The organism is Candidatus Halocynthiibacter alkanivorans (assembly GCF_003333265.1).
GTDB classification, from domain to species: domain Bacteria; phylum Pseudomonadota; class Alphaproteobacteria; order Rhodobacterales; family Rhodobacteraceae; genus Halocyntiibacter_A; species Halocyntiibacter_A alkanivorans.
The window spans coordinates 1-17,282 of the sequence record NZ_QOLB01000050.1; the positions used below are offsets into that span (position 1 = coordinate 1).

Sequence of the window (17,282 nt, forward strand, 5' to 3'; positions counted from 1 at the left end):
GGCCCGATCAGATAGATGGCATTAAAGCCTTCTAATTGTGAGCGCCGCGAAAGGCCCCTATGTCCCAGCCCGAGCAGACCCCGTCACGGCCACATTTCTGGTTCCGCAAGGGCGATACACTCGACACACCGTTTGGCCGCCTGCGCGCCCATCTGCATGTGTCGCTGAAAGACCACGGCATTCTGCGCGCACTCTGGAGCAATCTGGAAGAGATCGCGCCAGGTGTCTGGCGCTCAAACCACCCTTCACCGAAACGGCTGCAACGCTATCGCGACATGGGCATTAAAACCGTGCTGAACCTGCGTGGTGCAAACGGCAACGCGCCCTATCTGCTGGAAAGAGAAGCCTGCGAAAGGCTGGGGCTGCCCCTGGTGTCCCAGCCCATCAATGCCCGCGCCCTGCGTCCGGCCGCTGATTATCTGGCACTGCTGGATCTGTTTGAGACCTTGCCCCGCCCCTTTGTATTCCATTGCAAATCCGGTGCCGACCGCGCCGGGCTCACCTCTGCTTTCTATCTGTTGCATATGCGCGGTGCCAGTATTGCGGAGGCCAAAAAAATGCTGAACTGGCGTTATGTGCATCTGAAGTTCACCCGCGCCGGCATTCTGGACGCGCTGCTGGAGAGCTATGAGGCCGATTTCGCCCGCGAGGCCCTGCCGTTGAAACAATGGCTGGAAACCCGCTATGACGCCGGGGCCATCACCGCAGAATTTACGCGGCAGCGCAACCGGCCCGTGGCGCGCAAATGAGTTCTGAGCGCACCGCCCCGCCCCCGGTCACAACGCCCCCGGCCAGCGCCGGCCCGACCGCCGGATCCGGCGCTCTGATCCGCTGGCTCTGGCACGGGTATCTCAAGCGCCACTTGCCGCTTATTGTGGTCGCGATGCTGTTGATGATGGTCGAAGGCGCCATGCTCGGCGCGCTCAGCTATATGATGAAACCGATGTTTGACAACGTGCTGGTAACTGGCGACCCCAGCGCCATCACCTGGGTGGCGTTGGGGATCTTTGGGGTGTTTTCCTTCCGGGCTCTGGCAGGGTTCGGGCAAAAAGTGCTGATGGCGCTGGTGGGTGAACGCACCGCCGCCCGCCTGCAACACGATCTGGTGGCGCATATGGTGACGCTGGACAGTTCCTTTTTTCAACACAACTCGCCCGGCACGCTGATTGAGCGCACCCGCGGCGATACCACCGTCGCCGCCAATGTCTGGAGCAGCGTCTTTGCCGCCGCCGGACGCGATTTTGTCGGCCTGCTTGCCCTGCTCGCGGTGGCGCTCTCGATTGACGTCAAACTGACCCTGATCGCGATGGTCGGCGTTCCTCTGGTGGCGGTGCCGATCGCCATTCTGCAAAGGCTGGTGCGCCGCTCCGCGCAGAACGCCCGCAGCGAGGCCGCCGGGCTTTCGACCCGGCTGGACGAGATTTTTCACGGGGTGAATACGATCAAACTGACCGGCGGCGAAGCGCGCGAGACCCGCCGCTTTGGCGAGGTTCTCAAGCGCTTTGTCGGTGCCACTGTGCGCAGTCTCGCTGGCCGCGCCGCGATTCCGGCTCTGATCGATGTGGTCGCCGGGCTCGGCTTTATGGGCGTGCTCTATTATGGCGGCAATCAGATCATGGCCGGCGAACGCACTGTCGGTGAATTCATGGCGTTCTTTACCGCCATGGCGCTGATATTTGACCCGCTGCGCCGGCTGGGCAACGTGTCGGGCACCTGGAACGCCGCCCTCGCCAGCTTTGAGCGGCTCTATGAGGTGTTTCAGCAAAAACCCTCCATCCTGTCGCCGGCCAGCCCGCAGCAACTGCCGATGCCGGCCGAGCGCGCCGATATCGAGTTGCGCAACGTGGAATTCGGGTATGGGGAACATCCGGTGCTGCGCGGCACCTCCTTTGTGGCCGAAGCCGGCAAGACCACCGCGCTGGTGGGTGCCTCCGGCGCCGGCAAAAGCACCGTGTTCAACCTGCTGACGCGCCTGTGTGACGCGCAGTCCGGCCAGGTGATGATCGGCGGCAAAGAGGTGAACCAGCTGGATCTGGCCACCCTGCGCGGCTTGTTCTCCGTGGTCAGCCAGGAGGCACTGCTGTTTGACGAGACTTTGCGCGACAATATTCTGCTGGGTGCAAACGCCAGTGAGGCGACGCTGAACCGGGCGCTGCACGCGGCCCATGTTGCCGATTTCCTGCCCCGCCTGTCTGACGGGCTGGAAACCCCTGCCGGTCCGCGTGGTTCGGCGCTGTCTGGCGGGCAGAAACAGCGGGTGGCCATCGCCCGCGCCGTGCTGCGCAATTCCCCGGTGCTGTTGCTGGACGAAGCCACCTCGGCGCTGGATGCCAAATCGGAATCGGTGGTGCAGAAAGCGCTGGAACAGCTCTCTGCCGGCCGCACCACCCTGGTGATCGCCCACCGGCTCTCGACCATCCGCACCGCTGATAAAATCGTGGTCATGGACCAGGGCCGGGTGGTAGAACAGGGCAGCCATGAGGAGTTGCTGGCGCTGGGGGGCACCTATGCCAGTCTGCATGCGCTGCAATTCCGCTCTGACGGCCCCACCGCCGATGCGCGCGCCCTCTCGCGCCAGCCCGCCCCGCGCGGTGCCACGCCCGCCACGCCCCCGTCTCTGTTCGCACGCCTCAAAAGCCTGCTGCACCGCTGACAAGACCCAACCGCGGTCCCTGCCGCTCCCATAATGCAAAGGCCCGCGCCGATGTCTGCTGAGTTGATCCCAAACCGAAGCCTGATCCGTGTAACCGGCGCCGACCGGCACAGTTTTCTGCAGGGTCTGGTCACCAACAGCCTCAATGCAGAGGGTCTGACCTGGGCCGCCCTGCTCAGCCCCCAGGGCAAATACCTGGCGGATTTTTTTCTGCTCGATGAAGGCGACCACATCCTGCTCGATGTGCAGTCTGACCTGGCAGACGGGCTGATGAAACGGCTCTCCATGTACCGTCTGCGCGCCGATGTGGCGTTGCACCCGGACGCACGTCAGCCCCGCCGCGGGCTCACTGACGCCCCCGCGGGCGCGTTCTCTGACCCGCGGCACCCGGCGCTCGGCTGGCGCAGTTACCTGGCTGAAACGGACACCGGGGGCGACAGTGTCAGCGACAGCGCTGCGCAGCAGAGCGCGACCGACTGGGACGCCATCCGGGTGGAACATTGCATCCCGGAAACCGGCATCGAGCTGCGCCCCAACGAGACCTACATCCTGGAAGCCGGCTTTGAACGGCTCAACGGCGTCGATTTTCGCAAGGGCTGTTATGTGGGTCAGGAAATCACCGCGCGGATGAAACATAAAACCGAGCTGCGCAAAGGCCTGATCACGGTTGAGATCACCGGCCCTGCGCCCGCCCCCGGCACGCCGGTGATGGTGGAGGGCCGCGCCATCGGCACCCTGTTCACCAGCGCGGGAAACCGCGCCATCGCGGCGCTGCGTTTTGACAAAGCCCGCGGCCAAATCACCGCCGGTGACGCTATTGTGACCCTGCCGTAAACGAATCTCTTGTCCGCACCGTTAAATTTAGTCATAAAAATATACCTTTTTGTCCGGGTATCGGGCTGAGTTTGGCATCAATGAGTGCGCGCAGGAGGCTTTGTTGCCCTTGGATCCGTCCCAGACACCTAAACCGGATTTTTCTGAGCCAGAATCCCGTTCACAGGACCAATCTGCGCGCCATGACACTGCACAGCCCGGGCATCGGGATGTGCTGACGCTGGTGGGCTCGGCAATGTCGATCTTTGCGGCCCTGCCCGATGCGGTTATTGTCGCCGACACCGACCGCAAAATCCGCTGGGTCAATACCGCCGCTGAAACCATGTTCCGCTGCACCGCAGATCAACTGACCGGACTGTCGCCCCGCGACCTTTATGTGGATCCGGCGCAAAGCGATATCAACACAAAACGACACTACAATCCCGATCGCCCCGCCGGCACCCATAGCTACAGCGCCGCCTTCCGCCGCTTCAGCGGTGAATCCTTCAACGCTGAAGTCACCGGCGGTATTCTGCGCGACAGCCAGGGCAAAGTGCTCGGCTTCATGGCTCAGATCAAGGATCTCAGCACCGCACGCGATTTTGAAGCGGTGGTCCGTGTTCTCTACCAGCTCTCTTCCGACCCCGGCATCAGTGCGACGGATAAAATACGCCAGTTTCTGACGCTGGGCAGCGTGCATTACAATCTGCCAAATGCCTGGATCAGCTGGATCGAAGAGGGCAGCTACACTGTGGTGCATGCGGTGCCACAAGAGATCTTCACCGGCACCCGTCTGGAGTTCAGCAACACATTCTGCCTGGACACTTTGCAGGCCGGCGAGCCCCTGCTGATCCATGACTCGGAAAACCAGGGCTACAGCGCCCACCCGGGGTTTGCCATCCATGGCACCCGCAGCTATATCGGTGTGCCGCTGATCGTGGATGGCTCGGTTTTTGGCACCCTGCGATTTTCCGGCCCCGAGGCGCGCCCGCCCTTTGGCCCGGTGGACCTGGATCTGATCAAACTGATTGCCGCCTGGGTGTCGCAGGAATTCAGCCGCTCAAAAGCAATGGAGGCGCTGAACCGTCGGGCCGACACCGATTTCCTGACCGGCTGTCTCGGCCGCGAAGCCTGGCAGCGCGAGGCGCAATTGCTGCTGGACGAAGCCGCAAGACAGAATCAGCCGCTGTCGCTTATTTTTCTCGATCTGGATCATTTCAAATCGGTCAATGATCACCAGGGCCACCAGACCGGAGACCAGGTGCTTAAATCGGTGGCTGAATTGTGCTGCAAGCATTTTGGGGCGCTCGGGCCGGTCGGCCGTTTGGGTGGCGAAGAATTTGTCGTCCTGCTGCCGGGGCTGAGCGCAGAGCAAACCCTGCCACTGGCAGACGCGCTGCGCCGCGCAGTGGCGGGCACCAGACTGGCCCATGAAGACGGGCCGGTCAGCATCACCGCCAGCCTGGGTATCGCCTCCAACCACGCGGGCATCACACTGCCCGAACTGCTCGACCATGCCGACCGGGCCATGTACCGGGCCAAAGCCCGGGGCCGCAATCAATCGGTTGTTTTCGGGTCTGACGCACGCTGAACCCGGATCAGGGCCGGCGCCCGCAGCGGCGATTGTTCGCAGATGTTGCCGCTTTTGCACAGGTCAGGACCAGGATTGTGCAAATTGTATATAAGTTCGCACCCCCTGGCATGATCCTGCGCCCCCGGGCGCAGCCCCGGCCAAACCCTGCCTGTCTGCGCCGCGCCCATAAAAAAACCGCCCCGGATGTGGATCCGGAGCGGTTTGATCACAATGCAGTGTCGCCTCAGGCGCGCTCAGAATATTCCATGGTTTCGGTGTTCACCACCACATGCTCTTCGACGCCCACAAACGGCGGCACCATAATCTTGATACCATTGTCCAGGGTTGCCGGCTTAAAGCTTTTAGCCGCGGTCTGGCCTTTGACGACAGGCTCGGTCTCTGCGATCTGACAGGTGACCTTCTGCGGCACCCGTGCCGACAGCGCTTCTTCGTCAAAATACTCGACAACAACGGTCATACCATCCTGCAGGAACGGGCGACGATCACCCAGAATTTCTGCAGCAATTTCAATCTGATCGTAGGTTTCCATATCCATGAACACCAACATGCCGTCACTCTCATAGAGGAATTGCTGGTCCTTCTGTTCCAGCCGCACCCGCTCGACTTTATCGGCAGAGCGGAACCGTTCGTTCAGCTTGGAACCATTGCGCAGATTGCGCAGTTCGACCTGGGCAAAGGCGCCGCCTTTGCCGGGTTTTACGTGATCCACTTTCACAGCGGACCAGAGGCCGCCGTCGTGCTCAAGTATATTTCCGGGGCGGATTTCGTTACCGTTGATTTTGGGCATGGAGAGGACCAATCCGTTCAGTTGAATTAGGAATATCTGCACCTATATCCTTCAGGAGGAACAGTGACAAGCCGGGCAAGAGGTATGCGGTGACGACATGGCAGCTATGCAAAATTGTCGTATCCGAATCAACACACTTCTGCCATAAGGCATGTCTCGACAGAAAGACAAGACCAAATAACGACAAGGAACACGCATGGCCGATTTCATTGACAGCACTGCATTCAACTACGAGCAAGGTATGCGCGCAAAGAAACTCTTTGCGGCCGTAGTGTTAGCCGCGCTTGATGATGCAATTGCTGATGACAAAAAATATGGCAACGGTTCCGAACAGGTGGCCCGCTGGGCCCGCTCACGCGATGGTCGTGAAGTGCTGTCCTGCGCCGGGATCGACCCCAGCGAACGTGTTGTCTCGGGCCTGATGGATTTTGTTTCCAAAGGGGTACGGACTTCGGTTGCATTGTCGCGCGAAGAAAGCGAACGCCGCAACGCCCAACTCGAAGCCGCTTAACACACCTTACATCCGCTGTACGTAGTGGCTGTATCGATCAAAGAAAAACGCGCCCTCTTGTGGCGCGTTTTTCTTTTTTCTGGCGCAGGAACTTACAGCGAGCAAGGTATTTTGCCGCTGCCCACTGGCGCTCATCTTCTATTTAAACTCGTATATTTCAATCCCTTACCAGACTATTGATCCCAGAACATCCGCCAGACAAACCGCGTATTTCAAAGCGGCTGCCGCAACAAATATGTGACCGCGCTCAGAGCAGGCTTTACATCTTCACCGTTCACAGTATTCCCGACAGGCCGGGACGGGAGAATACCAATGACCAAGGCCATCATGATCCAGGGCGCAGGCTCGAACGTGGGAAAATCCATGATCGTTGCCGGCATTGCCCGCGCCCTGACCCGCCGGGGCCTGAAGGTCGCGCCGTTCAAACCGCAGAACATGTCCAACAACGCCGCAGTGACCTCGGACGGCGGTGAAATCGGCCGCGCACAGGCCCTCCAGGCCCGCGCCTGTTACCTTGCCCCCCACACCGATATGAACCCGGTGCTTCTCAAACCGGAATCTGACGTCGGCGCGCAGGTCGTGGTCCAGGGCAAACGTTTTGCCACCATGAAAGCACGGGATTACGGCAAGCAAAAATCCACCTTGATGCCGCATGTGCTGGAAAGCTTTTATCGCCTGGCCGCGAGCGTCGACTTGATCGTGATAGAAGGCGCCGGCAGCCCGGCAGAGATCAATCTGCGCGCCGGTGACATCGCAAATATGGGCTTCGCAGAGGCGGCAAACGTTCCGGTTGTTCTGGTCGGCGACATCGACCGGGGCGGCGTCATCGCGCAACTTGTCGGCACGCATGCCGTGTTGCCTGACAATGACCGCGGGCTGATCAAAGCCTTTACTGTCAATAAGTTCCGTGGTGATGTCAGCCTTTTTGACCAGGGTCTGGACGAGATCGTCAACCGCACTGGCTGGCGCTCTCTCGGGGTGCTGCCCTGGTTTGCTGATGCCTGGCGCCTGCCGGCTGAAGACGTGATGGATATTTCCTCCTCCGAAGGCGGTGACTTCAAAATCGTGGTGCCAAAACTGTCACGTATCGCCAATTTTGACGACCTGGACCCGCTGTCAAATGAGCCCGGTGTCACGGTGCAGATTGTGGAGGCGGGCCAGGCCCTGCCCGGAGACGCGGACCTGGTGCTGATCCCCGGCTCCAAGTCCACCATCGCCGACCTTACTTACTTCCGCGCTCAGGGTTGGGACATTGATCTGCAGGCCCATATCCGCCGTGGCGGCCGGGTTCTGGGCATTTGCGGTGGGTATCAGATGCTGGGCCGTGAAATCATTGATGACGCGGGTATAGAAGGCCCTCCGGGCCGTGTCGCCGGGCTTGGCCACCTCAACGTCACCACGCATATGACGCCGCACAAACAGCTGTCAGAGGTCCGCGCCACCTACACGGCCACCGGCGACGAGGTGCTGGGATATGAAATCCACATCGGCCGCACCGAAGGGCCTGACTGCACCCGCGCCTGGCTGCACATCGCTGAGCGCACCGAGGGAGCGGCCTCAGAAAACCTGCGGATCATGGGCTGTTACGTGCACGGGTTGTTTGCCTCGGATGCGTTCCGCTCTGCCTTCCTGGGCAAGGCTGCGGGCAACGTGGGCTATGAAAGCACCGTTGACAGCACGCTGGACGCGCTCGCCGACCATATCGAGACCCATATGGATCTCGACGCATTACTTGAATTGTCAGGGGAAATTGCCGGTTAAGACGGTTAGTCGAACTCGCGAAGTGACATGGCGCGCTGCACTTCACGGCGCACCATGCGCCGTACGTTGCGGGTGATCTTTTCCCCCAACGCGCCGCGCAACTCTTCCCGCACCACGTCGGAAATCATTTCACGCAACGCCTCTTCATCCAGCATTTCTTCGTCCATCAACTCCAGACCCTCCACTGCGACCGCGTCCGTGTTAACGGCATCAGTCTCAACAGTTTCCGGTTCGTCGTGGCGATGCACCACTTGCTCGGCAGAAGACAGCGGCGCCTGATCCTGCTTTTCGCTTTCATAATCTTTGATCAGGGCCTCCGGCGACGGGAAAGACGCGTCATCTTCAGCATCTGCGTCCCATTCCTGATCCTGCGCGCCGACAGCGGCGACCAGACCGGCCAGCCGGTCCCGGATGCGGCTGCTGCTGAATTCAGCTGTCTCAACCCGCGCGAGTGTTTCTGTGTCCGCTATATCAGGGGTCTCAGTGCTGGCACCGGCATCAACGTCGCCAGGAGCATCGTCGCTAGCGGAATGTCCGGCAGGGTCTGAAACTTCAGACGCTTCACTGACAGGACTTGTATCAGTTGTTTCAAAACGGTCGAGTTGCGCCAGGTCAGCCGGGCTTGGCCAAACTCCTTCAACCATATGCACCGTAGACGACGCGGCAACATCGTCTTCGGACTGCATCACTTCCTGACTGGCAAAGTCGCTTTGCTGCAGGGGGGGAGACTTCACACTGGTCTCCACCGCCTCCAGCACCAAAGGTGCAACCACTTCAGCTTTGGCTTCGGCTTCGGCTTCGGCTTCGGCTTCGGCTTCGGCTTCGGCTTCGGCTTCGGCTTCGGCTTCGGCTTCGGCTTCGGCTTCGGCTTCGGCTTCGGGAACAGTCTCTTCAGACGGGCGGATCTCATCAAGCACCCGAAAAGCCGGAGTCAAAACAAGTTTTGCGGGCTCGTCGACGCGCTGAACCGGATCTGTTTTTTCCACCACAGGCGCGGCACTTTCCCCTGACACCAGCCGGCGGATTGAAGACAAAACATCTTCGGATACTGCATTCGTCATAGGATCAGACATTAGGATTCCCCTCGCGCTCCTCCAGCCATGGTAGCCCCATGGCGGGATTCACACAACAGATAGAGAAAATTATCAGAACTTGCCCAGGCTTTTCAACACCCGGTCCAACTTCTCCCCTTCGGGGCTGACCAGGGTCAGCGGCGCTTTGCTGACCGTGTTGTAATACGCGGCAGGATCATAAGTGGCGATGCCAAGCTTCAGATAATCTGCGGTCAACAGCCCCATCGTCGCCAACAATTCATAAGACGCCAGATAGCGGCCGGTGGCGGCAGAAATAGCACTTACCTGAGCATCCAGCAGTTCCTGCTCTGCATCAAGCACGTCAAGCGTGGTGCGGGCGCCAAGCGATGCTTCTTCCTGAACGCCCTGAAATGCGACGCGGCTGGCCCGGACCTGGCGTTGTGTCGCGGTCAGGTTGGCAAGCGCCACAGTGCGCTGCACCCAGGCATTGGCCACCGCCTGATCAATGTTCTGGCCGGCAACGATCAGCGCGTAACGAGCGGAGTCCCGCTCAGCAACGGCCTTGCGCACCGAAGAAGCAATCGCGCCGCCCGAATAAATCGGACCGGACAGGGTCAGCCCCGCATTGGCACCATCCGAGCTGCTGCTGTCGGAAAACGTGCGCGCGACATCAAGGCTAAGCGTCGGCTTCATCGCCCCCTTCGCCCGTGTCAGCGCCAGTTCCCGAACCGTGACAGCCCGCTGCGCCGCCTTCAGATCCGGATGGGTATCGCGGGCAATATCGCGCGCCGCACCGGCTGATTTTGGCACAGATGGCACTTGTGGTGGCGGTGAAAGCGCCTTTGGCAGATGCCCGATCGCAGCACGGTATTCTTCGCGCGCGACCGCAAGATCCCCCTGAGCGGTGGCAAAGTTCGCCCGGGCCGCCGCAAGCCGTGCTTCGGCCAGAGACACATCAGTGCGGGTGACTTCCCCCACTTCAAACCGGTCATTGGCCGCACGTAATTCCTGGGAGATCAGGCGCACATTGCTGTCACGCAAGTTTACTACAGCGATTGCATCGCGCACATTCATAAAGGCGTTGACGGCGCGGCTGAGGACAGATTGCTCAACCGAGACGAGCTGATCACGCGCGGACAACACCAATTCTTTCTGCAGCGCGATGTCGAGCTTGCGGTTGCCGAAAGTGAATAAATCCCACCCGGCAGACAGACGCAGGCTGTTGGTGGTACTGTCAGAGATCGACGAATACTGAATGTTGGCGGCGTAGTTCAGCACCGGGCGCAAAGTGGAGACAGCGGCAGCGACATCTTCGTCAGCGGCGCGCAATACTGCGCGCTGTTGTTGCAGAATGCCCGAGTTTTTATAGGCGGACACCAGAGCCTCACGCAGCGTCTCTGCGCTGACTGCAGTGGCCATTGCCGCAGATAATACTGCGACAGTACCGGCAAACAATTGCCGCTTCAGCGAATTTCTCATCAAGACTGCCCCTGTAATACGTGTTTTTATTTGGCATTGTCTGCCCGGCCGGAGACGGGCAGACATATTACTTATAGCACAAATTCACGGTCTGCCTCAAATCCTGGTAAAACAGGCGCGCCAGCGTTAAATGCGAAACGCCAGTTCATCACATCATTTATTTTGTACCCGATACGGACAATACCCAGATTGCCTTCAGCCATCAGACAACCGATACGGCCGCCCTCTTTCAGCTGGGAGATAATACCGTCGGGCAGGTTTTCAACCGCACCCTGTATCGTAATAACATCATACGGGCCGTGCTGAGGCGCACCGGCGCTGATGGCGCCCGTTTCAAGAATCACGTTATCGGCGCCAATTTCGCTCAGAGCCACCTGCGCGTCCGCCGCCAGGTTGTCCTCTTCCACCGCCACAACCGCTTCGGCCATCCGGGCAATAACGGCAGCCGAATAGCCCAGCCCACAGCCCAGATCGAGCACCATTTCGTTCTTCTGAATATTCAGCGCATCCAGCATTTTGGCCAGGGTGCGCGGTTCAAGAACCACGCGATTGCCGCCGAGATCAACATTTTCGCCAATATAAGCAGCTTCACGTTTTTCCGTTGGCACAAAGATTTCGCGCGGCACAGAAAGCATTGCTTCGATAATCGGGAATTTTGTGACGTCCGACGGGCGAACCTGAGTGTCGACCATCACGGTCCGGCGTTGGGCGTAGTCAGACATGGACTAGTCTCTTTCGTTCATAATTTCATGCCTGTTTTTGCCACATATTCCGCGGCACAGCAACATCGACATTCGCGGCAAATTCGCCTTGCGGAGGCAGAAAGCTTGTTATAGATACCGGCTTACATTTTGGCGAGTTGGCGGAGTGGTGACACAGCGGATTGCAAATCCGACAACAAACCCCCGAAAAACAATCACTTACATTGATACGAACCAGCGGACATATGCTGAACAAAGCACGAATGTCGAAACGCGCTCAGCGCGTGGATGTTGTGAAATTGCCTCGGTTTTGCAGCAATTTTGCCCCTCATCGGCACTCTGAAAACGCGACAAAATGGCCTCTGCCTTCGGAGGGCGGTTCTGGGGGGTATGTTCGCGCCAATTCCCCTGTTTGTTCCCTGTTTCGGCCCACTTGGATACCCCCAAAAAGGCATGAAATGCGGACGTTTCGCGGACAGATCGAAATTTGAACCCCAAATTGACGGAACTAACCACATCAAGGGCTGGATAATAGGTCAGGCTGTTGTGGGCTCGGTTTGTCGCAACGCTGCGCTCCGCAAAAACGCGATTGTGCTGCGCGGCCCGTTGTCGCAACGATCCTGTCACATCGCCAGGAAGATCCGGACGTGCCTCAACAGGCTTCAGAACGGCGCGAACCCAAAAACCTTGCAAAAATCACTGGCAGGACCAGTTGCCGACAGGTCCTGCTATTTGCGGGATCCGGCCAAAATATAGCGTGCACCAGTGAAATGAGGCCAATCACTCCCAGATGGGCTTCTTGCCAAGAACCATGGAAAGGGTTTCATCGAATTCGGCCCGGTCTGCTGTCAATAAGGCATCTCTGATCGTGGAAAACTCACCGAGTTCATGCCCACATCCACTGCAGGAAAGGACGGCATCGCGCTCGGTAGGTTTTCTTTCGTCGATGACGATACTGTGCCCGCATACAGTGCACTCAAAGGAAAAATTTCCGGTCATGTTAATGCTCCAACTCGTTACTACGATAGAAACAGCGTCGTCGAGAATTATGGTTTGCGTCAAAGGCGGCAAACTGTCTTAACCGATCCCTGACCATTCCTGTCAGCCGTCCGTTTCGGTATAGAGAAGCCTCGGCACAGCTTTTGTAAGGCCGCCCTTTGGTTCACCTTGCAAATTCGGGCTTGGCTCGGTCGGCTACAAGCGGGAGTGGAGCTAGCGGCATGATGGACGGCACCCTGTTTTTGGACCCGCCCTGAAGCTTTCAAAAAGCGCGGCACTTGGGCGTGCCGCGCTTGCTGAAATAAAAGGTTGAATATCTGAGGCCAGAGCGATTCACATCTCAGCATCAACTTTTACATTCCTTACGTTAACGCACTTGAATTTAGTATCATACTGATACTTGGATTTGCACCCCCCCCTACCCATTCGCGCTAGGCGGCGGCGGCGGTGTGGCCTATATCTGCCGGAAATCAAACGCCCCGCGCCGCCTGCAGACCATGCACCTGACGCGGGCCAGGATCTGTTCCCGCCTCACGTCCTAGATGCGGCCCACACCAAGGATATCACCCAGCGGAACGGTCGCGTAGTAGCCGCAGCGGCAGACTATGTGGATCTTGTAGTCGGCGAGAACAGATAGCGAACATGTGTGGTGCTGAAAAGCAAAAAGCCCCGGCGATTAAACCGGGGCATTCCGCTATCTTGGTTCTGATCAGAGCGATCCAGCTTGCCTACCGCTATAGGTAAGCGGTCACTCGCTGCAGTCCTTGAAGCTCAATTGCGTGGACAAACCGGGCTTTCAAAAAGATCAGTCCAGCTGGTGCTTCCAGACCCGTGCCAACATTCGTCCAGATTGCAGCGAACGACCGTGCCGGGGCGCTGATCAATCTGAAGTCAGACAGAAAATCAACCTTGTCTGTCCAAAATTACCGGGAGCACTTCACACAGCAAGAGTTCAGGGTGAAAGTGACAGCGCGTGACAGTGTTTTTTCACATTTCCAACAAAAATAAAGACTTACTGGGCCAACCGAAAATAATCAGACTCGAAGTTATTTTCCATCCCGCTGCCGTTACAAAAGCCCATATTCATGTTGGACGTCCCGTCGATGGTTTCTCCTGAAATTATCGACGCGCCTTCAATACCATCGGCATTGGCGGAAAAGCTGATGGCCTTTTTCGCAATAAGTTGACCGCCAAACAGGCGCAGGTCAGCCGTGAAATTCATCCCGCCTGTGGTCACCAACTGGGCACCGCCACCCGCCAGACAACCGTCATCCTTGCCAACCTGAAACGATGAAGGCGAGTTGAAAGACCTGACACTTGTGCTTGTCGTAGCCATCACCACATCTTCCAGCACGGTTCCCTGAGCAAATTTAATTTCACAGTCCGCGACCAGTACAATTTCACTTATCGTGGTTGCAGCCGATATTGTTGTTTTGTCAGACATACAGCTGAGAATGTGAACTCGTCCCGGGATGAAATCGGTTTCGTCCAAGTCCGAGCCACTCAGATAGACAGTGGCGCCGTTGGTGATGTAACCGGGCATATACTGCGGGTCACGTGCTGCAAGCCCGGCAATAATATCATTGATCCGATTTACAACCCGCATTCTGTAGGCTGTCGACCGCAACGCTTCTTCCAGCCCCGCATTTTTGTCGAATCCGGAGTTTGGCAGATCGATCTGGGTTTGGTCGGGCATGGAAACAATTGTTCCCGGTTCGTATGTGTTGTTAAGATTCAGCGACACATAGCTGTTGGAATGGATGCAAAACCCCTTCGAGTAGTTATTGTTGCTTTGCAGATCGACAACGCCATCGGCAACGAACCCCTCGCGAAAACAGGCCGGGCGGAATGTCGTAAACACCGCGGTGGTACTCACATCAAAGTCGTCGATCCCGATCAGTTTGAACAAAAGACTCTCGACGCTGTTCAGTTTATCGCCAAGGCGGCTGGTCGTTACCATTACCGCAGAGAGAGAATTTGGGTCATTGGTGAATATCCGGGTTTCGTAATCCCAGGTCCCGAAACTGATATTTTCCGCTGACAGGATTTCGCCAAACCGGCTCTCCGGCATGCCGTATGCCACCGATTCCATGGCCTTTTGCTTTGCTTCATCCGCGTTGTATTTTTCGCGGTAGTAGAGTGTACCATGTGCGGCCAGGTCCGCGGCGACCTGCAGTTGTGTTCTTGCCGCGATGAGGTATGAATAATCGACCGCTGCTGCGCCCAACATTGCGGTTACCAAAAATATGAAAACCCCTAATACGGTGATACTGCCGGTCTCACTCTGAGCGAAACCTCTGAAGCCGGGTAGATTGGACCTGAACAGAATACGGCTCATATCAATACTCCACAACATGCTCAGAGCGCACCGTAAAGGAGGCGTCGGCCAATGCTGTCAAAAACCCCAGGGCATCAAGATCCGAAGCCGGAATCGTCGCGCTGGATTTGATGACACCGGCATCAACCGATGTAGTCACGATTGCGCCAGGCGATATGTTCGCAAGAGCGGCCTGAATGTAGTCTGTGGTCTCCGCCTCGGTTGTGAGCCAGCCGATCGAAAACCCCCGGTTCGCATCCTGAAGAATACGCAATGTCCGCGCTTGCCCGTGAAAGATCAGCGCGACGTCGGTCACGAGGCTTAACAGCAGAATAAACGCCGGCAAAAGAATGACAAATTCGACGCTGCCATTCCCTTCCCGATTCCGAAAAAATGCACCCAGATGATGTTTGATATATGGTTTCACTTGCAGAGCCTTTCCCCAGAATTGGCTGTACACTTTCTAAAGTGAGTGAAAAGTTGGGCGATAATGTGGCAACTGGTTTTGAAAGATTGCCTAAGGTTAATCGATGCTTAACTGAGGAAAATAATCTCAAATCCGTGAAAATTCGCATCAGGTTCATAGAGAAATCACACCGAGACCAGCGCGCCCGATTGCTTTGCACCAGAAATCAAAGCCTTAACAGCCCGTCTTTTAAGTCCGCACCGATGATCCGCATGGGGGGCGCAGGGAATGAGAGCTTGCTCCCCATACCGACTAGTTTCTGCGACAGCAGCAATGATCACTACGGCCGCAGAGCGCCAGTTCGCTGCGATCCAAACGCATGCCGGCACACGGTCGGAAGCCCGTCGCTGGCTACTCTCAGAAACAGAAGCCCCGGCGATTAAACCGGGGCATTCCGTATTCTTCATTCCGATCACAGTGACCCTGCCTGCCCCCTACAACTGTTGAGCGGTCGTTCGCCGCGTCATCAATTAAGGTCAGCTGAGCGGACAAAGCTACAGCTGGTCAGAAAGCCAATGAACCGCGTCTTTCGCTTTAATAAGTGCTGCGTCAGCATCGGCGAAAACCTGATCACCAAAGTGACCTATACTATACCAGCCTCTTGAATCCTCTGGATCACGGCGAAATTCGTCAAATCCGTAAGTCCCGTCAGGGCGCAGAAAAATATCAACACAGATGTATTCACCATCTAAATTTATCGACCGCATGACTTTGTTCTTATGTGCCAATGGACGCACTCCCAGATTTTCTTGAAGCTATTCAGACTAAGCAAATTGAGCAACCCACCACGTTCAAATGCTCGCCATTCCGAGGTAAGTGCTCGGAGCGGACCTTCGCTGCGGTCTGATTGAATATCGGCTGATATGCGGAAGCTCTCACACGCGGCATTGCCCCACTATCTAAGCGCCTCCGCCACCAAATCGCTGGCTGCAATGGCAATGGCCTTTTCCGCGCCGCCCACAGCTGCCTGAAATAAACCGCAACTGGTTTGACCCTTGCGATGTTCCGCCTATGTTCTCACCATGACAATGAGAACACGTAGCCGAAGCCCCGCAAAAACCAAGGCAGAACAGTCTTACCCGATCCACATCAGAATTCTGGTTCCGGAGTTAGGCTTTGGCCGGCGATCCAATCAAATGGAGGATTGGCTCCGCATTGAAACCAAGGGAGACTACGCCTTGCATCCGGACTCGTTGCCCGGCGTGGATGCGGTGAAAGGGTAGTTGAAGAGCCTGCAAACGGCTGAAAAACTACTTGCCGAATTTAGCCTTGAATTGGCGCACCTATAACGCAAACAGCCCCGGCGATTAAACCGGGGCTTTCCTTATTCTTAGGCTGGGTCACAGCAGCCCCGCCGGCGCGTCCGCGTTCGATATGATCAGCTCGCGCGCTTTTTGCTCAGACGCCTGCCGGCCAAAGGTATAGGGCGACCGGACCTCATCGAGAATGAACGCGGCGAACGCTTCGCGGATCTCGGGCGTGTCATTGATCGACATGATGAACTTGCCTTTGATGGCGGCCAGCTGCTCGGCCACGCGAGCGGTGCGGGCGTAAAGATCCAGCCGACCACGGAAACCGATCAGGTCACAATTAGTCCGGTGGGTCCGGGTGCGCATTCGAGGGGTTAACAATATTGAACGTGAACTCTACGGCTGGACGCATCAAAATAGAGGGGATAACCGTCGGAATAATTGTAAATAGACTTTGGTCCAATTGTAATATTCTATTTTGTAAAGTTCTTAGAGATTATCATTCCAGTACCAATATCAATTTCACTTACATAAGACTTAAATGAGATTGCCTGCAAAGGTTTTTTTGACGAGATTTCAATGTAACAGTCCCCTGTCGAAGTTGTAGGAAGCTCAGCTTCCCACAACTTGGAACCATTCATATCCAAGGCTATTAAGTTATGAAACCGACCAGACTTAGGAATGAGTTTGGTCTTGTCCCGATTTAGTTCCGGTCTCTTTCGAGCGATATTCGCAATGAAGGAGACAAGAAATGGCACCAAGATACAGCGAAGAATTCCAGCGTGACGCGGTTCGCATTGCAACGACCAGCGGCCTGACGCGACCCCGGATTGCGTCGGATTTGGGGGGTGGCGTTTCGACCCTGAACAAGTGGGTTCAACAACACCAGAACGACGACCTGATGTCTGGCCCACATG

The 17,282-nt window shown here is 57.1% G+C and carries 17 protein-coding genes; 7 read left to right on the forward strand and 10 right to left on the reverse strand.

The genetic code is table 11. The annotated features are described in order from the left end of the window. Positions 1–59: 59 nt before the first annotated feature. From DWA01_RS04505 to DWA01_RS04520, 4 genes are all read left to right on the forward strand, one after another. The gene (locus DWA01_RS04505; protein WP_114284561.1) at positions 60–749 is read left to right on the forward strand and encodes a tyrosine-protein phosphatase; all 690 of its coding nucleotides are present in this window, start codon (positions 60–62) and stop codon (positions 747–749) included. Further along, the gene (locus tag DWA01_RS04510; protein WP_114284562.1) at positions 746–2,653 is read left to right on the forward strand and encodes an ABC transporter ATP-binding protein; all 1,908 of its coding nucleotides are present in this window, start codon (positions 746–748) and stop codon (positions 2,651–2,653) included. The genes DWA01_RS04505 and DWA01_RS04510 overlap by 4 nt, the downstream gene beginning before the upstream one ends. Positions 2,654–2,704: 51 nt before the next feature. Next, the gene (gene ygfZ / locus DWA01_RS04515; protein ID WP_114284564.1) at positions 2,705–3,487 is read left to right on the forward strand and encodes a CAF17-like 4Fe-4S cluster assembly/insertion protein YgfZ; all 783 of its coding nucleotides are present in this window, start codon (positions 2,705–2,707) and stop codon (positions 3,485–3,487) included. Positions 3,488–3,590: 103 nt separating this feature from the next. Further along, a complete protein-coding gene (locus DWA01_RS04520) occupies positions 3,591–5,057 on the forward strand; it encodes a sensor domain-containing diguanylate cyclase (RefSeq protein ID WP_136057664.1) in 1,467 nt (488 codons plus the stop codon). A gap of 226 nt (positions 5,058–5,283) precedes the next feature. Here the strand turns inward: DWA01_RS04520 and efp are convergent, their stop codons facing one another. Next, complete coding sequence (gene efp, locus DWA01_RS04530) at positions 5,284–5,847, reverse strand: elongation factor P (RefSeq protein WP_114284570.1); 564 nt, start codon at positions 5,845–5,847, stop codon at positions 5,284–5,286. A 196-nt stretch (positions 5,848–6,043) separates the two neighbouring features. Between efp and DWA01_RS04535 the strand changes: the two genes are divergently transcribed. Both DWA01_RS04535 and DWA01_RS04540 read left to right on the forward strand, forming a co-directional pair. After that, entirely contained in the window at positions 6,044–6,358 is a 315-nt protein-coding gene (locus DWA01_RS04535) for a DUF6280 family protein (RefSeq protein WP_114284572.1), read from the forward strand. Positions 6,359–6,670: 312 nt separating this feature from the next. Next, positions 6,671–8,119, forward strand: coding sequence for a cobyric acid synthase (locus DWA01_RS04540; protein WP_114284574.1), 1,449 nt, complete (start codon positions 6,671–6,673; stop codon positions 8,117–8,119). A gap of 5 nt (positions 8,120–8,124) precedes the next feature. Here the strand turns inward: DWA01_RS04540 and DWA01_RS04545 are convergent, their stop codons facing one another. From DWA01_RS04545 to DWA01_RS24090, 9 genes are all read right to left on the reverse strand, one after another. Continuing rightward, positions 8,125–9,192: a hypothetical protein gene (locus DWA01_RS04545; RefSeq protein WP_114284576.1), complete on the reverse strand. Its 1,068-nt coding sequence runs from the start codon at positions 9,190–9,192 to the stop codon at positions 8,125–8,127. 72 nt (positions 9,193–9,264) lie between these two features. Further along, the gene (locus DWA01_RS04550; RefSeq protein ID WP_114284578.1) at positions 9,265–10,632 is read right to left on the reverse strand and encodes a TolC family outer membrane protein; all 1,368 of its coding nucleotides are present in this window, start codon (positions 10,630–10,632) and stop codon (positions 9,265–9,267) included. A gap of 71 nt (positions 10,633–10,703) precedes the next feature. Continuing rightward, positions 10,704–11,354, reverse strand: coding sequence for a protein-L-isoaspartate O-methyltransferase family protein (locus DWA01_RS04555; protein ID WP_114284580.1), 651 nt, complete (start codon positions 11,352–11,354; stop codon positions 10,704–10,706). 759 nt (positions 11,355–12,113) lie between these two features. Continuing rightward, positions 12,114–12,332 (reverse strand): hypothetical protein, encoded by a 219-nt coding sequence (locus DWA01_RS04560; RefSeq protein WP_114284582.1) that lies wholly within the window; start codon positions 12,330–12,332, stop codon positions 12,114–12,116. Between the two features lie 1,012 nt (positions 12,333–13,344). After that, a complete protein-coding gene (locus DWA01_RS04565) occupies positions 13,345–14,670 on the reverse strand; it encodes a Tad domain-containing protein (RefSeq protein WP_235008414.1) in 1,326 nt (441 codons plus the stop codon). Between the two features lies 1 nt (position 14,671). Next, entirely contained in the window at positions 14,672–15,076 is a 405-nt protein-coding gene (locus DWA01_RS04570; protein WP_160115959.1) for a TadE/TadG family type IV pilus assembly protein, read from the reverse strand. A 533-nt stretch (positions 15,077–15,609) separates the two neighbouring features. Further along, on the reverse strand, positions 15,610–15,852 hold the full coding sequence (locus DWA01_RS04575) for a hypothetical protein (protein ID WP_419186980.1): 243 nt from the start codon (positions 15,850–15,852) through the stop codon (positions 15,610–15,612). Positions 15,853–16,455: 603 nt separating this feature from the next. Beyond that, on the reverse strand, positions 16,456–16,650 hold the full coding sequence (locus DWA01_RS04580) for a DNA adenine methylase (RefSeq protein ID WP_235008415.1): 195 nt from the start codon (positions 16,648–16,650) through the stop codon (positions 16,456–16,458). A gap of 188 nt (positions 16,651–16,838) precedes the next feature. Beyond that, positions 16,839–17,123: a DUF7957 family protein gene (locus DWA01_RS24090; protein WP_473206058.1), complete on the reverse strand. Its 285-nt coding sequence runs from the start codon at positions 17,121–17,123 to the stop codon at positions 16,839–16,841. Here DWA01_RS24090 and DWA01_RS04590 point away from each other — a divergent pair. Then, positions 17,117–17,282: transposase (locus tag DWA01_RS04590; RefSeq protein WP_136057665.1), on the forward strand; the 166-nt coding region annotated here is incomplete at its 3' end. The two genes, DWA01_RS24090 and DWA01_RS04590, sit on opposite strands and share 7 nt — an antisense overlap.

What these genes read in the sequence shown, in the direction of transcription:
- DWA01_RS04560 (WP_114284582.1), bottom strand. Translation starts at nt 12,332, where the DNA reads ATGACCGGAAATTTTTCCTTTGAGTGCACTGTATGCGGGCACAGTATC.
- DWA01_RS04565 (WP_235008414.1), bottom strand. Translation starts at nt 14,670, where the DNA reads ATGAGCCGTATTCTGTTCAGGTCCAATCTACCCGGCTTCAGAGGTTTC.
- DWA01_RS04510 (WP_114284562.1), top strand. Translation starts at nt 746, where the DNA reads ATGAGTTCTGAGCGCACCGCCCCGCCCCCGGTCACAACGCCCCCGGCC.
- DWA01_RS04540 (WP_114284574.1), top strand. Translation starts at nt 6,671, where the DNA reads ATGACCAAGGCCATCATGATCCAGGGCGCAGGCTCGAACGTGGGAAAA.
- DWA01_RS04550 (WP_114284578.1), bottom strand. Translation starts at nt 10,632, where the DNA reads ATGAGAAATTCGCTGAAGCGGCAATTGTTTGCCGGTACTGTCGCAGTA.
- DWA01_RS04545 (WP_114284576.1), bottom strand. Translation starts at nt 9,192, where the DNA reads ATGTCTGATCCTATGACGAATGCAGTATCCGAAGATGTTTTGTCTTCA.
- DWA01_RS04505 (WP_114284561.1), top strand. Translation starts at nt 60, where the DNA reads ATGTCCCAGCCCGAGCAGACCCCGTCACGGCCACATTTCTGGTTCCGC.
- ygfZ (WP_114284564.1), top strand. Translation starts at nt 2,705, where the DNA reads ATGTCTGCTGAGTTGATCCCAAACCGAAGCCTGATCCGTGTAACCGGC.
- DWA01_RS04555 (WP_114284580.1), bottom strand. Translation starts at nt 11,354, where the DNA reads ATGTCTGACTACGCCCAACGCCGGACCGTGATGGTCGACACTCAGGTT.
- DWA01_RS04535 (WP_114284572.1), top strand. Translation starts at nt 6,044, where the DNA reads ATGGCCGATTTCATTGACAGCACTGCATTCAACTACGAGCAAGGTATG.
- efp (WP_114284570.1), bottom strand. Translation starts at nt 5,847, where the DNA reads ATGCCCAAAATCAACGGTAACGAAATCCGCCCCGGAAATATACTTGAG.